13 protein-coding genes are annotated in these 14,662 nt (G+C 64.7%); 6 read left to right on the forward strand and 7 right to left on the reverse strand.

The window, feature by feature from the left end; all coding sequences use genetic code 11:
- Positions 1-49: 49 nt before the first annotated feature.
- Both ONR75_RS32280 and ONR75_RS32285 read left to right on the forward strand, forming a co-directional pair.
- Positions 50-2,392 (forward strand): acetamidase/formamidase family protein, encoded by a 2,343-nt coding sequence (locus tag ONR75_RS32280; protein WP_265080825.1) that lies wholly within the window; start codon positions 50-52, stop codon positions 2,390-2,392.
- Between the two features lie 19 nt (positions 2,393-2,411).
- Entirely contained in the window at positions 2,412-2,801 is a 390-nt protein-coding gene (locus tag ONR75_RS32285; RefSeq protein WP_265080826.1) for a RidA family protein, read from the forward strand.
- A 63-nt stretch (positions 2,802-2,864) separates the two neighbouring features.
- Here ONR75_RS32285 and ONR75_RS32290 read toward each other — a convergent pair whose 3' ends face one another.
- A complete protein-coding gene (locus ONR75_RS32290) occupies positions 2,865-3,839 on the reverse strand; it encodes a Bug family tripartite tricarboxylate transporter substrate binding protein (RefSeq protein ID WP_265080827.1) in 975 nt (324 codons plus the stop codon).
- Between the two features lie 324 nt (positions 3,840-4,163).
- Here ONR75_RS32290 and ONR75_RS32295 point away from each other — a divergent pair, with 324 nt between their 5' ends.
- Positions 4,164-5,750, forward strand: coding sequence for an AMP-binding protein (locus tag ONR75_RS32295; protein ID WP_265080828.1), 1,587 nt, complete (start codon positions 4,164-4,166; stop codon positions 5,748-5,750).
- 184 nt (positions 5,751-5,934) lie between these two features.
- Here ONR75_RS32295 and ONR75_RS32300 read toward each other — a convergent pair whose 3' ends face one another.
- Positions 5,935-7,038 carry an HD-GYP domain-containing protein gene (locus ONR75_RS32300; RefSeq protein ID WP_265080829.1) on the reverse strand — a complete coding sequence of 368 codons (1,104 nt, stop codon included), beginning with the start codon at positions 7,036-7,038 and terminating at the stop codon, positions 5,935-5,937.
- A gap of 1,001 nt (positions 7,039-8,039) precedes the next feature.
- Between ONR75_RS32300 and ONR75_RS32305 the strand changes: the two genes are divergently transcribed.
- Positions 8,040-8,378: a hypothetical protein gene (locus ONR75_RS32305; RefSeq protein WP_265080830.1), complete on the forward strand. Its 339-nt coding sequence runs from the start codon at positions 8,040-8,042 to the stop codon at positions 8,376-8,378.
- Positions 8,379-8,449: 71 nt separating this feature from the next.
- Positions 8,450-9,124, forward strand: a complete 675-nt coding sequence (locus ONR75_RS32310) for a dienelactone hydrolase family protein (RefSeq protein ID WP_265080831.1) — start codon at positions 8,450-8,452, stop codon at positions 9,122-9,124.
- Positions 9,125-9,333: 209 nt separating this feature from the next.
- Here the strand turns inward: ONR75_RS32310 and ONR75_RS32315 are convergent, their stop codons facing one another.
- The 4 genes from ONR75_RS32315 to ONR75_RS32330 form a co-directional block, all read right to left on the reverse strand.
- Complete coding sequence (locus ONR75_RS32315) at positions 9,334-10,332, reverse strand: Bug family tripartite tricarboxylate transporter substrate binding protein (protein ID WP_265080832.1); 999 nt, start codon at positions 10,330-10,332, stop codon at positions 9,334-9,336.
- A gap of 363 nt (positions 10,333-10,695) precedes the next feature.
- The gene (locus tag ONR75_RS32320; protein ID WP_265083884.1) at positions 10,696-11,400 is read right to left on the reverse strand and encodes a polysaccharide biosynthesis/export family protein; all 705 of its coding nucleotides are present in this window, start codon (positions 11,398-11,400) and stop codon (positions 10,696-10,698) included.
- A gap of 172 nt (positions 11,401-11,572) precedes the next feature.
- Positions 11,573-12,229, reverse strand: a complete 657-nt coding sequence (gene msrA, locus ONR75_RS32325) for a peptide-methionine (S)-S-oxide reductase MsrA (RefSeq protein WP_265080833.1) — start codon at positions 12,227-12,229, stop codon at positions 11,573-11,575.
- A 212-nt stretch (positions 12,230-12,441) separates the two neighbouring features.
- Complete coding sequence (locus ONR75_RS32330) at positions 12,442-12,762, reverse strand: hypothetical protein (RefSeq protein WP_265080834.1); 321 nt, start codon at positions 12,760-12,762, stop codon at positions 12,442-12,444.
- 393 nt (positions 12,763-13,155) lie between these two features.
- Between ONR75_RS32330 and rpsT the strand changes: the two genes are divergently transcribed.
- Positions 13,156-13,425: a 30S ribosomal protein S20 gene (gene rpsT / locus ONR75_RS32335; protein WP_265080835.1), complete on the forward strand. Its 270-nt coding sequence runs from the start codon at positions 13,156-13,158 to the stop codon at positions 13,423-13,425.
- Between the two features lie 298 nt (positions 13,426-13,723).
- Here rpsT and ONR75_RS32340 read toward each other — a convergent pair whose 3' ends face one another.
- The gene (locus ONR75_RS32340; protein ID WP_265080836.1) at positions 13,724-13,966 is read right to left on the reverse strand and encodes a hypothetical protein; all 243 of its coding nucleotides are present in this window, start codon (positions 13,964-13,966) and stop codon (positions 13,724-13,726) included.
- Positions 13,967-14,662: the final 696 nt, after the last annotated feature.

A 14,662-nucleotide genomic window follows, 5' to 3' on the forward strand; every position in this document is an offset into this window, starting at 1 on the left:
CAATTTTTGGCACAGCAGTTGCTTGGATTGGTCCGATTGGGGTCGATCCATGAGCTTTCGCCCGTTCACCAGCGAATCCTATTCCGAAGGCGACCGTCCGGAAGCCTGGCGCGACGTGTTGCGCGCTGTCGGCCTTCAGCCCTCACCGACCACCACGGTTCCCAGCGGATACGCCACGGCGTCGCGACGGCGCAGCGACGGCGTGGCGCTGGCGAAATTGTCCGCGGGATCGCAGGCCGTGTCGCCGTTGCGGGATCTCGCCGACGACATGCCGATCGTGCTGCTGCCGTCCGAAGATGGCGTCACGCTGCGCACCCCCGCCGGGCACCAGATCATTTCCGCCCGGCAATTGCTGCTGTTGCCGCGCAACGGCGACTGGAGCGTCGCGTTTCCGCGCGACATGCGGGCGATCGTCCTGTCGGTAACCTCGGAGGCCTTTCACGGCCGCAAGATCGGACAGTCCGGGCTTGCCGACGTGCGCATCATGCCGCCCGGCGGCTTTACCGACATCTTCTCGCGCACGCTCGAGTCGGCGGCGGGCACGCTGGAGACGCTCACCGACATCGAATGGGCCGCAGTCGCGCAAAGCCTCGCGGACCTGCTGCCGACCTTCATGCGCCAGCTCGGCGTGCCCGCGATATCCGCCGGCACCGCGACGCAGGGCGCGATCCTGCACCGGATCTGCCAGACCATCGAGCGGCGGCTGGGCGACCCCGATCTTGCGCCGGCTCGCGTGGCCCAGGCCGAGGGCATTTCCGAGCGCTACCTGCAGAAGCTGTTCGAGGGTACCGGCGGCTTTACGCATTACCTGCGCGAACGACGCCTGCAGCGGACCTGGGCCGACCTGTCGAATCCGGCGGAGGCGCATCATTCGATCTCGGAGATCGCCTACCGCAGCGGCTTCAACGACTCCGCGCATTTCAGCCGCACCTTCCGCCATCGCTTCGGACTGTCGCCGCGCGAGTTTCGCCAGCAGGAAAGCGAACGCGGCGCTGCCTCCGCCGTCACGGCAGGGCAACGCGGCTGGCCGCAGGATGCGCTGGCGCAGTTGCGCAGCCATCATCCGCTGCCGCCTGCCCGCACGACGACCGCACCCTCCGATTCAAATTGCGGACAGAGCGATGCTGTCAGCGATCACAGCCATCATCATCTCGCGGTCGAAGCCGCGCGGGTGCATTGGGGCTATTTCAGCCGCGCCCTGCCGCCGCAGGCGGAGGTCAATTCCGGCGATACCATCACCATCGAAACGCTGACGCAGCACGCCTCCGACGACCCGGAGCGCATGATCGTCGGCGATCCCGGCGCGGAAAGCGTGTTCCGCTGGACCAAGGAGGGAAAGAACGTCGACCGCCGTGGCGCCGGCCCGATGGACGCATCGGTCTATGGACGCGGCGCCGGCGAAGGCTTCGGCGTCCATATCTGCACCGGTCCGGTCCACGTCCGCGATGCGCAGCCCGGCGACGTGCTCGAGGTGCGCATTCTCGACATCGTGCCGCGACCGAGCCGCAGCGACGCGTTCAAGGGCCGGGTCTTCGGCAGCAGCGTCGCCGCGTGGTGGGGCTACCACTACAACGAGTTTCTGGCCGAATCGCCGCCGCGCGAGGTGGTGACCATCTATGAGATCTTCTGCGATGACGGCGCCGCGCATGCGCGGGCGCTCTATTCCTACCGGTGGGCGCCGCAGACCGATCCGTTCGGCGTGCTGCACAGCACCTATGACTATCCGGGCGTGCTGGTCGGCCCCGCATCGGTAAAGCGGCGACACAATGTGCTCGACGGCATCAGAATTCCGCTGCGGCCGCATTTCGGCGTGATCGCGGTGGCACCGCGCGAAACCGACCTCGTCGATTCGGTGCCGCCGTCCTACTTCGGCGGCAACCTCGACAACTGGCGGCTCGGCAAGGGATCGACCGTCTACCTGCCGGTCTCGGTGCCGGGCGCGTTGCTGTCGGTCGGCGATCCCCACGCCACCCAGGGCGACGGCGAACTGGCTGGCACAGCCATCGAATGTTCGATGACCGGAACCTTCCAGCTGATCCTGCACAAGAAGGCCGATCTCGCCGGACGCGCGTTCGCCGACCTCACCTATCCGCTGATCGAAACCGAAACGGACTGGGTGCTGACCGGCTTCAGCCACCCGAACTACCTGGCGGAATTCGGCGCCAACGGGCAGAGCGAGGTCTATGCCAACTCCTCGCTGGATCTCGCCATGAAGGATGCGTTCCGGAAGATGCGCCGCTTCCTCATGAACATCAAAGGCCTCAGCGAGGACGAAGCCATCGCGCTGATGTCCGCGGCCGTGGACTTCGGCGTCACCCAGGTCGTGGACGGCAACTGGGGCGTTCACGCCATACTCAGCAAGCGTCTGTTCGAAGACGTCCCGCAAACCTAGCCTGCCAAGGATATTTTCATTGAAGTTTCACATGATCGCAGGCGGACCGACGCCGGTCGCGCCTTTCAGCCATGCCGTGGAGACCGACGGCTTTGTTTTCGTCACCGGACAGATGCCGGATACGCCCGACGCGCCGGGCCAGCTTCCGGAGACGATCGAGGCGCAGACCCGCGCCGTCATGGCAAATCTCAAGCTGGTGCTGGCCGGCGTCGGGCTCGGCTTCGAGCACGTGGTGATGAGCCGGATCTATCTCACGCGGTTCAAGCAGGACTATGCGGCGATGAACGACACCTATCGCGGCTATTTTGCCGAGGGTCGACTGCCGGCGCGCACCTGCGTCGGCGTGACCGGACTGGCCTATGATGCGCTGATCGAAATCGATCTGGTCTGCAGGCGCCCGCCTGGATAGCGCGCGCCGGATCGATCGCTGGAAGGGCCCGGCGTCGCACTAGCGGCACCGGGCATCTTCCCGCTACTCGACCTTCAGGTTTGCCGCCTTGACGACCTTTTCCCACTTCTCGGTCTCAGCGGCGACCATCTTTCCGAAGGCTTCCGGCGGCCCGATCAGCGGTTCACCGCCGAGATCGATCAGCTTCGCCTTGACCGCGGGATCGGCCAGCACCGCATTCACGTCGGCATTGAGCTTGGCGATGATCTCCGGCGGAGTCTTCTTCGGCGCGCCCACACCGAACAATGCGCTGGCCTCATAGCCCGGCACGGTCTCGGCGACGGTCGGCACGTCCGGCAAAAGCGCGGAGCGCTCGGCGGTCGTCACCGCCAGCGCGCGCAGGCTGCCGGCGCGGATGTGCTGGATGATCGAGGGCATGTTGTCGAAGATCACCTGTACCTGACCGCCGAGCATGTCGGTGATCGCCGGCGCGGCGCCGCGATAGGGAATATGCTGCATCTTGGCGCCCGACATCATCATGAACATCTCGCCCGAGAGATGCACGGACGTGCCATTGCCGGACGAGGCCATGTTGATCTTGCCGGGGTTGGCTTTGACCTCGGCAATGAACTCGGCGACATTTTTCGCCGTGACGTCCTTGGCGACGGTCATCACATTGGCAGTGCGATGAAACGCCGCCACAGGCGCGATGTCGCGCAGGAAGTTGAAGCTCAGTTTGCCGTACAGGCTGGCGTTGATGTAGTTCGCCGGGTTGACCAGCAGGATGGTGTAGCCATCGGGCTCCGCATTGACGACCGATTCGGTACCGATGTTGTTGCCGGCACCGGGCTTGTTCTCGACAACGAACTGCTGGCCGGTCCGCTCGGAGAGCTTCTGGCCGATCAGCCGCGCCAGAATATCGGTGGCGCCGCCGGCAGGATAGCCCACGACGAACCTAACCGGCCGCGTCGGGTAGTCCAGCGCGAAAGCGCTGCCGATCGAGGTGCAAGCAGAAAAGCCCAGCGCGATCAGACCGATCGCCGCGCGAAGTGAAACCATAATTCTCTCCCGGCTGCCGCAGCTTGATGCGCGGTCAGTGTGTATTGACATACCCTGAATTGACAGCATGGTAGCGTAGCAAACAATGCAACTATCGACCAGTGCGACCTCGATGCGCACCGCTGTCTGCTTGCCGGAACCTCGACGGCAACCCGGGCAAAATTTCGTCCTGCGAAACCAGCCGGCCACCGCACGCACCGCCAGCGTCGGATCGCGGCGCCGATTGCTCCTGCCCCCATCCGATGGCACAAGCATAGCAACAACAAACGGAAGCCGTCGCCGCGCAACAGCGGATCTCGATGCGGTCTTCCACCGGGAGGAATAATGGTGAATCCAGCGACAGTGCCAGGCGTGGTCGGTCCGTTCGCAGGCATGGATGTGCCGTGGCTGTTGAAGATGGTCGCCGAGACCCGCCGCGATCATCCGTTTCTGATCTGGGCGCCGTTCGATGCGCCGGCGCGGCACTGGACCTATGGCGAATTCCACGACCGCGTCGGCGCGCTCGCTGCGGGACTTGTCCGGCGCGGCATCCAGCCCGGCGACTTCATTCTCGTGCATCTCGACAACTGCATCGAGGCGATGCTGACCTGGTTCGCCTGCGCCGAACTCGGCGCCATCGTCGTCACCACCAACACCCGCTCGGCGCCGGCGGAGCTTGAATACTTCGCCGGCCATTGCGGCGCGGTCGCTGCCATTACCCAGCCGTCCTATGCCGAACTGGTCGCCGCCAACTGCAGGAACCTGCGCTGGATCGCGGTCATCTCGCACGATGCCGGTGCCGCGCCCGCGACGGGCCATCCCGTGGCGCAGGCCGACCGCTTCGAAGCGCTGTTCGCGGATGCCGTCGACCGGCCGCAGCGGCCGACCGATCCGTTCGCCTCATGCAGCGTGCAGTACACCTCAGGCACCACATCGCGACCGAAGGCCGTGCTGTGGACCCATGCCAATGCGCTGTGGGGCGCCAAGGTCAATGCCGCGCATCAGGACCTGCACGCCGCCGACGTGCACCTCGCCTTCCTGCCGCTGTTCCACACCAATGCGCTGGCCTATTCGGTGCTTGCGAGTTTGTGGGTCGGCGCCAGTTGCGTGATCCAGCCGCGTTTCTCCGCGCGCCGGTTCTGGTCTGTCGCGGCCGAGCATCGCTGCACCTGGAATTCGACCATCGGCTTCTGCATGAAGGCACTGCTCGAACATGAGATCCCGAAGCAGCATACGTTCCGGCTGTGGGGCACCGCGTTCTGCGAACCGCCGGCCTTCGCCACCTTCGGCATCAAGATCATCGGCTGGTGGGGCATGACCGAAACCATCACCCACGGCATCATCGGCGAGGTCGACCAGCCCAACACGCCGATGGCCATCGGCCGCGCGGCCACCGAATACAGCATCCGCGTCACCGACGACGATGGCGCGCCGACGCCCGTTGGCGATACCGGCAACCTGTCGATTCTCGGCGTGCCCGGCCTGTCGCTGTTCAAGGAATACCTGCACAACGAGGCGGCCACGCAAGGGAGTTTCGACGCCCACGGCTACTTCATCACCGGCGACCGCGTCACGCTGCTCGACCGCGGTTTCATCAGGTTCGGCGACCGCGCCAAGGACATGCTGAAGGTCGGTGGCGAGAATGTCGCGGCTTCGGAGATCGAGCAGGTCGTCATCGCTGTGCCCGGCGTGCGCGAAGCCGCCGTGGTCGGCATGAAGCATGCGATGCTCGACGAGGTTCCGGTGGTCTTCATCATCCCGCATGCCGGCGTGGGCAACATGCCGCCGACCCTGCACGACCATGTCATGGCCGCCTGCCGCAACGCGCTGGCCGACTTCAAGGTGCCGCGCGAAATCCGCTTCGTCGACGAGATGCCGCGTTCGACGCTGGAGAAAGTGGCCAAGGCGGAGTTGCGAAAACTGCTGGTGTGAAACGAGGCCCCGGCGCGGGCGCGCATTCGTCGTTCCCCGGATGCTGCGCAGCGCGGCGCTCTTGCGCCGTAGTGCGCTGCTGATCCGGGGTCCAGCTGTTCTGGAAACCGGGATCCCGGATCTGCGGAGCAGCATGCGATGCTGCGCATCGCCATGCCGCACCGCGTCCGGGATACAATCGTTGCTAATACGACCCCAGCGCCACCGGACGGAACACCTGCAGCAGTTGCTGGTCGAGCTTGTCGCCCATCTGTTCCATCATGGCGAAGGCCTTGATGTGGGTGAACGGCAAACGATACGGCCGGTTCTCGATCAGCGCGGAATAGATGTCGACGATGGTCATCAGCCGCACGATGTCGCTGATCTGGTCGCCGCGCAGCGCATCGGGATAGCCCGATCCGTCGAGTTGCTCATGATGGTGCAGAACCACGTCGAGCATCTCGCGCGGGAAACTGCCCTGCTCCAGCAGCGCGTCGAAACCGAGCCGCGGATGCTTGCGCATCTCGGCCATTTCCTCGGCGGTCAACGCACCCGGCTTGTCGAGAATGGCCACAGGGATGAAGGCCTTGCCGACGTCGTGGATCAGTGCGGCGCGGGTCAGCCGGCGCTGATCTTCCTCGCGCATGCCGAGATGCTGCGCGAAGGCGACGGCGAAGCCGGTGACGAACAGGCAGTGGCGATAGGTGTGGGTATGATGGCGCCCGACCGCCGCCAGCCACTGGCGCAGCGACGAGCGTTTGATCGCCCGCATGATCTGGTTTTCCGCCTTCATCACGTCGCTGAAGGTCAGCGGGATGCCGGCCGGCAGTTTCTCGAAGATCTGCACCATCACCGCATGGGCGGCCTCGACGCCGCGGCTTAGCGCCTTGCCGCTCGCGGTCGCGTTGGCATCCTGGTCATGCGGATCCGGAAAGGCGGCGCGTACGCGCTGCAACACGCCGCGCGCATCGAAAGGCCGCGCGATGGTGTCGGTCGCGCCCAGTGCCCAGGCCTGCATCGACCCGTGATGCAGGGCATCGGCCAGCACGAACAGCCGCGGCACCTGCTGATAGGCCTTGCCCTGCAGCTTGTTGCGGATGCGCTGCACGCTTTCCGCCGAGCGCAGATTGATATCGACGACGATGCCGGACAGATGTGCGGCCGGTGCATCGGGGATTTCCGAGGTCGAAATCGTCTCGACGTCACCGACCCTCTGCAACAGGTCAGCCAGTTCGGCGCTGCGATCGCTGCGGTCCGATGCCAGAAGCAATCGGCGACGAGCCGCGCTTTGCGTTCCTGAAACTGTCATATGTCCTCGACCGATCGCGACAAGCCTGAACGGAATACCTACCCGGAAACAGGTTCCCGAACGTTAAGCGGCATTGCTAAAAATTGCGTTTCGCTTGCCGGTTGCCGGTCATGGCGAGTCGCACGTGACTGGAATGAGTCGCGTTTGACTAAAGTTCGACGGGCCGAGCCGCGGCAGAGCCGCGTGCGTGCAGAGAAATCCGATTCGAATGTCAAACAGCCAGGTGCTCTCGTTCTCGCGGCGCCGATGGCGTCCGAGGTGCGAGCAGTCCTCCCCTCCAGACATGAGGGGAGCGGCGCGCCGGCAGGCGCGGTTGTGGTGGTTGGGGCGCGATCCGCGCCGCCGTCGCAACGGCGAAGCAGGTCGCGGCGCCTGCGGGCGCGCCACCGCGGGGTTTATGGCAAGGGGACCGTGCTTCCGGGCTGGCACGTGAACTCCCTGTGGGAGCCACTCCGGCGGGATTTCGCCCGCCTTTCGCCATCCGCGTCCAGCCACTCAAGGCAGAGCCCCCGTAGTAGGGCCCGGACGGTGACCCCAGCCTCCCGGGACGTGCTTGCGAGGCACGCGCGCGGGACACCGCATCCTGCTCCATTCTCAAGACGCCTCATGACAGCGCCCCTCGTTGAGCAGGACGATGAGACTATAAGTCTGAGATAGGATAATAGTCTATGGTGATAATGAAGAAATTTGCATCGTGTTCACACGCCGCTCTCGTTTCCCGGACGCGCTGCGGCGTGGCAGCGATGCGCAGCATCGCGAACGCTGCTGCGCAGATCCGGGATCCCGTTGATTTCAGCAAAGCGGGGCCCCTGATCTGCGAAGCACCACGCCGCAAAAGCGGCGTAGTGCATCGCGTCCGGGGAACAGGGCTCGCGCGGACGGCACGCAGCCCCGGCGCCCGCATGTTGTCAGCCACGGCCGATCGACTATCATGCCAGTCACCACGGCACGGCCGCACGATGCGTCGGCCGATGACCGCACAATTCTGAAAGGCACTTCGCATGAGGCGACTGATTGGCGCTGCGCTGCTGTTGGCGGCCGTCGCGGCGGCTCCGCAAGCTTTGCAGGCACAGCAGATCGTGCGGCATGCGCCGTTCATCGCCTCGCTGTCCAACAACACGCCGCTGCAGTTCGGCATGGCGCCGACTGATGCAGCGCGCGCGCTGGATACGCCGCTGGCTTATGTGCGCGGCCGGCGGGGCGACGAGACCCTGCTGGCGATTCGCGCCTATGGCGGCAGCGGCTTCTTCGAACGCCGCAACCGCCTCTATCTCCAGTTCCGCCAGGGACGCCTCACCGGCTGGAAGGGCGACTGGGGCAGCGACTGGCTGGCGCAATAGCGCGCTTGTGTCTTGCCGGTCGAGATGCGACCTGCAAACAGACCTCACTTGCAACAACCGATGGATGATCCGTGGGACAAGACATTGCGCTGACCGCTGCCGACAAGTTCGAACTCGGCGCCTATCGCACCACGCCGGCCGGGACGCCGAAGGGCGCGGTGGTGGTGATCCAGGAGATTTTTGGCGTCAATCATCACATCCGCACGGTGTGCGATCGCTTCGCCATGCAAGGCTATGTGGCCGTGGCGCCGGCGATCTTCGACCGGGTCGAGCGCAATTTCACCTCCGGCTATTCGCCCGTGGAAGTCGCCATCGCGCGAAAATTCGTCGCCAACCCGGACTGGGCCGCGTTCATGCTGGACACCCAGGCGGCCATCGATTCGGTGAAGGATGTCGGCCCTGTGGGCATCATCGGCTTCTGCCTCGGCGGCAGCGTGGCCTATGCGGCGGCCACCAAACTGACCGGCCTCAGTGCCGCAATCGGCTATTACGGCGGGGCCATCGTGCGCTTCGCCGACGACAGACCGACCGTGCCGACGCAACTGCATTTCGGCGAGAAGGACCACGGCATTCCGCTGGCGGACGTCGAGACCATCCGCGCCAAGCGGCCGGAGGTAGAAGTCTTCGTCTATGACGGCGCGCAGCACGGCTTCGGCTGCGACGAACGCTCCAGCTACGACAAGCCCAGCGCCGAACTCGCGAAGCAGCGCAGCCTGGCGTTTTTTGCCAAGCATCTGGTGAAGTGACTTCACCTCTCCCCGCCTGCGGGGAGAGGTCGAGACCTGAGCGAAGCGAAAGTTTCGGGTGAGGGGCAGCCGGAGCGTCTCATTAACTCCCCTCACCCGGATTACTCGCTGCGCTCGCAATCCGACCTCTCCCCGCAAGCGGGGAGAGGTGAAGCAGGTGCGTGCTTCGTGAGCGTAGAATGCGTTCGCCGACCCGCACGGTACCTTGTCTACTCGCCCTTGACGCCGGCGGTCTTTGCCACCGCTGCCCAGCGATCGAAATCGCGGCGCAGGGTCTTCTGGAACGACTCGGCGGAGTCCCCGACCGCGATGAGATTGACCGCCTGCAATCCGGCCACGCCTTCCGGCGACCTGATGATGCGGCCGAGTTCGGCGGACAGCTTGTTGACGATGTCCTTCGGCGTCGCCGCGGGCACGAACACGCCGACCCAGCCTTCGGCCTCGAAGCCGGGATGACCGAGTTCGGCAAGCGTCGCCACATTGGGCAGCTTGGGTTTGCGCGTCTCGCCGCCGACCGCCAGCGCCCTGATCGTGCCGGCCTCCAGCTGCGGGCCGCCGGTGGTGAAGTCGATGAAGGCCGCGGTAACCTGATTGCCGAGCAGATCGTTGAGCAAGGGCGACGCGCCGCGATAGGGTACATGGGTCATCTCGATGCCCGCGGTCTTCTTCAGCAGTTCGCCGTACAGATGCGACGTCGTCGCATTGCCGAAGGACCCGTAGGGGTGCTTGCCGGGACTGGCCTTGGCCAGATCGACCAGATCCTTCACCGACTTCATCGGCTGCGCTGCCGGCACCACAAGCACGATCGGCGACAGCGCCACTTGCGTGACCGGCGCAAGGTCCTTGAACACATCGTAGGGCAGGTTCGACACCAGGCTGGGCGCCTGAATGATCTGGGTGATGGCAACCAGCACGGTGTAGCCGTCGGCCGGCGCCTTGGCGGCATAGTCATTGCCGATAACCCCGCCGGCGCCGGACTTGTTCTCGACGGTGACGGGCTGCTTCCAGGCATCCGACAGCTTGTTAGCCAGCAACCGCGCGGCAACATCGGTGGCGCCGCCGGGAGCATAGGGCACGACGAAGGTGATTCGCCGCTCGGGATACGACCCCGCCGTCGTCTGTGCCGACGCGGTCGCCAGCGTGCCCCAGACCATGGCGACCGCCACGGCAACCCCACGCACGACCCGACTCGACGGATTGGTCCTCATCGTCTTCTCCCTCTGAATTTTGGTGTGACGCTATCGCGCCACATCGCCGCGAGTTGACCTCGCTTGTTCCCTGCTTATCGCGTGGGATCGATTCTTGATACGGCGTGCGGCGTGGCGCGATGCGGATGCGCTGATCTGGCGCAGTCCGGCATTCCCTGCGACACATCCGGTGAAGCCGTTCGGATAGAGGCATCCCCGGCGCCACACTCTCATCTGTCATCGCCCGGCCGGGCGCGCAATCGCGCGCCAGGACCGGGCGACCCAGTAATCACTGGCGTGAGTGATAGTACCGCATGGCCTGCGTTTACTGGATCGCCCGCTTTCGCGGGCGATGACAGCGGCGTGTGACGCGGCGACGCGCGATCAGAACCAGCGTTCGCCGACCAGCACGGTATCGCCGGGATCGAGCAGGGTGCCGAGCGGCACCACGCTGCGCAGCGCGCCGTCGATGGTGGCGTGGGTGAGCGTCACCTCGTCGCGCCTGGCGCGCGGCGAAAAGCCGCCGGCGATGGCCACCGCGCTCTCCACCGTCATGTTGGGCACGTAGGGATACTGACCGGGAGCCGCGACCTCGCCGAGGATAAAGAACGGCCGGTAGGCCTCGATTTCCACCGCCACCGAGGGTTCGCGGATGAAGCCGTTGCGCAGCCGCCCGGAGATCTCGGTGGCGAGGCCGGCGGCGGTCCTGCCGCGTGCCTTCACCGGGCCGATCAGCGGCATGGCGATGACGCCGCTGGCGTCGATGGCATAGGTGTTGGTCAGACCCTCCTGGCCGTAGACCACGACGCGCAGCCGGTCGCCGGTGTCGAGCTTGTAGCTGGCGTCAAAGCTGGAGACCGCGGGCGCGCTATAGCGTGCCGGCGCGGCGGCATAGGCCTCAAGCGGCGGGCGATTGGTTGAAGCAAAGCCGGAGCGCAGCGCGGCGATGGCGCCGCCGGAACCGGCCCGCGGTGCGGCGGCCGGCGTGCCATAAGCCAAGGCGTCGAGATCGCTCTGCGGCTGGACCGAGGCCACCGGCCCGGATCGGCCCATGCAGCCCGACAGCGCCAGCGCAGCAAGCGCGGCCATCATGGTCAATCGAAACGCGCGCACACAAAACACCACAACATCCCTCACTGCGAGACAGCTTCGGTTGTGAATGATTATGGTTAAAAAACCGTTTGGTCGTGCGCGGACAGCAAAAGCCCGCCCGCGGAGGCGTCCGCGGGCGGGCTGGAGATGGCAGACGCTGCGCGCGATCTCAGGCGCTGACGCCGGCCCCGATCGGGCACGACACCCCGGTGCCGCCGAGGCCGCAATAGCCGGCGGGGTTCTTCGCCAGATATTGCTGATGATAGTCTTCGGCGAAATAGAACTCGCCGGCCGGCGCGATCTCGGTGGTGATGGTGCCGAGACCCTTGGCCGACAACGCCTTCTGATAGGCCGCCTTCGACGCGTCGACGGCCTGGCGCTGCGCATCGCTGAAGGTGTAGATCGCCGAGCGATACTGGGTGCCGACGTCGTTGCCCTGGCGCATGCCCTGGGTCGGGTTGTGGCTCTCCCAGAACGTCTTCAGCAACTGCTCGTAAGAGATCTTGCGGGGATCGAACACCACCAGCACCGCTTCGGTGTGGCCGGTGCGGCCCGAGCAGGCCTCTTCATAGGTCGGGTTCGGCGTGTGGCCGCCGGCATAGCCGACCGCCGTGGTGTAGATGCCGTCGCCGAGTTCCCAGAACTTGCGTTCGGCGCCCCAGAAACAGCCGAGCCCGAACACGGCCTGCTCCAGGCCTTCCGGATAGGGCGGCTGGATCGGACGGCCGTTGACGAAGTGCGTCTTCGCGGTGGCCATCGGCGTGGCGCGGCCGGGCAGCGCCTCGGCGGCGGTGGGCAATGCGGTGGTCTTGCGCATGAACAGCATGATCATCTCCCTGCGCGCTTGCCAGCGAAGTGGCATCCGGTTCGCTGGACCAACGCGCGCATCTGACGGACAACAGCGCCTAGCCGGAGGACCGGATCACTCCCGCCGGCGACGCCCTGAGCTCAATTGGCAATATAGGTATTTACGCGGGAAACGGCAGGTCTGTTACGGCACGGCGCCGGCATGACAGGCAGAGCCAGTGCGACGATCGCTCAGTTGCGCGAATAGCCGATCAGCGGCTTGCGCGGCCGGAACAGCAGCAACAGCAGGATACCCAACACCCCCATGACCGCCCAGGCCGGCTGGTTCAGGATGATTTTCACCACGCCGTTCCACAACCATGGCGAGACTCCCTCCACCATGGTGCGAAAGGCGGCCTGGCTGGCCTGGTGGATGTCGTTCCAGAACTCGCCCAGCCGGGTCAGCCGCAGCGCCTGGTCGGCAATCGAGCGGGCACCGTCATAGACCAGGAAAAAGAACCCGCCGGCCAGCAGCAGCAGCCCCACCAGACGGAAAAACCCCGGATCATGCATCACCCTCTCGTCAATACCACCCGGCATTAGCCGCAAGGCAAGAGAAATTCAACCTCGCCAGCGGCTTAGAGGCAAATGAAGGTCGTTCCGGGGCGCCCGGAGGCCGGCTTGCGCCCGCGCCCCCGGACGCGCCAATTGGCGCGTCGGGGAACGACAGCCTTGCCCCCGGAAAGCGTTGACGCCCAAAACCCCGCCCTCTATAAGGAGCGCCAATGGCGGCGGGTGAAATCCTGCCGCCGCTGTTCTTTGAGCGGCGTGCCCCGTGAGCTGGTTAGCTCCGAGGATAGCATTTTCAGGAACACCCCGGAAACAACATCAGCGTCGGCCCATTTGAACGGCGGACGTCAATCAGCCCGGCACCCGCGTGCGGGTCGCTGCTGAAGGATCGAGAGAATGGCCAATACGACCTCCGCCAAGAAGGCGACGCGCAAGATTGCCCGCCGCACCATCATCAACAAGTCGCGCCGCACCCAGATGCGCGGTTCGATCCGCACCGTCGAGGAAGCCATCAAGCTCGGCGACCGCGAAGCGGCGCTGCAGGCGATGAAGAAGGCGGAGCCGGAATTGATGAAGGCTGCGCAGCGCAACATCGTTCACAAGAACCTGGCGAGCCGCAAGGTGTCGCGCCTCGTGCACCAGATCGCCAAGCTCGCCGCAAAGTAAAACGGCCACGAAATTTCGACGTTGCAAAAGCCCGGCTCAGCCGGGCTTTTTTATGCGCCGTCGGCGCGCGTGATGTGTCCATCGTTTTCAATGACGCACACCAAATCGTCGGCGGTGAAATGCGCGTCAAGCAATGTCGCGTGCGCGACTCGCGGAACAACCGTAGAATTACGGAGGACAACGTCGCGGATGGCCACCCGCGCTCGCTTTCAAAAAGCAACAGCGCTGCAGCGCGATTCGGAATCCGCTGTCGAGGGTTACCCTGACTCAACGCACAGAAAAAAACGCGCGCGCGTAGTCACTTATCGGCATAGCGAGGAAGAGCAGTTGGAAAACGCGCCATGGCTACCTTCAAACGTAAACGATTTGTGAATTTATTTTTGTCGAACGTCCGGCTTGCAACAGAGCCTTCACATTTCGATTCAGTGCGTGGATTCAAAACCTTGCTTCGACACCCCAACGGCCTCCGGCGATTTTGCGGAATGCGCGGCCGATTTCCTGCCGCCACACGAGAATCAATCCGTTGCGAGAAATAAGCCATCGTGTATTTCTTAGCTCGTTCGCGGCGCCCACGGTTCTTCAGATCAGCGCGATTGAGGAACCAGGGCGGACATGCAGATCAGCGGCGGTGTGCAGGTTAGCGACGCTTTCCAAGCTTCGGTCGGGTTGCCACTCATAGCAATATGGGGACGGATGTTTTGTGTCGAAATTTCTCTGTCGGCTCCCAAATGGGAACGCCTCACAAAAGAGAATGCGTGCAGGATAACGTGGCTCGCCGCAGCGGAAGGTGAAGGAACAGAGGGTTGAAGAGCGGGCAAGATAGAAGTGATGCGGCATCTAACGTCTGACACTTAGACGCCGCGGACTGACCTTGTTACAGATTTGGAATGACAGCTTGCTGCGTGCGACCGCAGCGAGTGGGGAGGCTTTATGCGCAACGGGACTACGACGGCCTTTCAAGACGTGCCATCGGCTGCGGCCGACAATCGCAACGTCAGCTGCAACGCCAGCGCCATTGCGCGGCCTACCGCACGCGCCCCCGACGGACGCTCGAGTACGCGCTGACCTCGCGAAAGCCTCATTTTCACCAGTACTGACCGGCCCGCGGCGTTCCGCCGACCGGCTGGCCTGTGCCCGAAGACGAGGTCTCGCCCGAGGTCGCGCCGCGCATGCAACCGCGCGGACATACAGCGGCAGCGAGTGCCGAATACCAACTCACCGGAAAAGTCGTCAAACA

The sequence above is a fragment of the Rhodopseudomonas sp. P2A-2r genome, assembly GCF_026015985.1.
Classification (GTDB): domain Bacteria; phylum Pseudomonadota; class Alphaproteobacteria; order Rhizobiales; family Xanthobacteraceae; genus Tardiphaga.

What these genes read in the sequence shown, in the direction of transcription:
- ONR75_RS32305 (WP_265080830.1), top strand. Translation starts at nt 8,040, where the DNA reads ATGAGGCGACTGATTGGCGCTGCGCTGCTGTTGGCGGCCGTCGCGGCG.
- ONR75_RS32340 (WP_265080836.1), bottom strand. Translation starts at nt 13,966, where the DNA reads ATGGCTTATTTCTCGCAACGGATTGATTCTCGTGTGGCGGCAGGAAAT.
- ONR75_RS32290 (WP_265080827.1), bottom strand. Translation starts at nt 3,839, where the DNA reads ATGGTTTCACTTCGCGCGGCGATCGGTCTGATCGCGCTGGGCTTTTCT.
- ONR75_RS32295 (WP_265080828.1), top strand. Translation starts at nt 4,164, where the DNA reads ATGGTGAATCCAGCGACAGTGCCAGGCGTGGTCGGTCCGTTCGCAGGC.
- rpsT (WP_265080835.1), top strand. Translation starts at nt 13,156, where the DNA reads ATGGCCAATACGACCTCCGCCAAGAAGGCGACGCGCAAGATTGCCCGC.
- ONR75_RS32320 (WP_265083884.1), bottom strand. Translation starts at nt 11,400, where the DNA reads ATGGCCGCGCTTGCTGCGCTGGCGCTGTCGGGCTGCATGGGCCGATCC.
- ONR75_RS32300 (WP_265080829.1), bottom strand. Translation starts at nt 7,038, where the DNA reads ATGACAGTTTCAGGAACGCAAAGCGCGGCTCGTCGCCGATTGCTTCTG.
- msrA (WP_265080833.1), bottom strand. Translation starts at nt 12,229, where the DNA reads ATGCTGTTCATGCGCAAGACCACCGCATTGCCCACCGCCGCCGAGGCG.
- ONR75_RS32315 (WP_265080832.1), bottom strand. Translation starts at nt 10,332, where the DNA reads ATGAGGACCAATCCGTCGAGTCGGGTCGTGCGTGGGGTTGCCGTGGCG.
- ONR75_RS32330 (WP_265080834.1), bottom strand. Translation starts at nt 12,762, where the DNA reads ATGCATGATCCGGGGTTTTTCCGTCTGGTGGGGCTGCTGCTGCTGGCC.
- ONR75_RS32280 (WP_265080825.1), top strand. Translation starts at nt 50, where the DNA reads ATGAGCTTTCGCCCGTTCACCAGCGAATCCTATTCCGAAGGCGACCGT.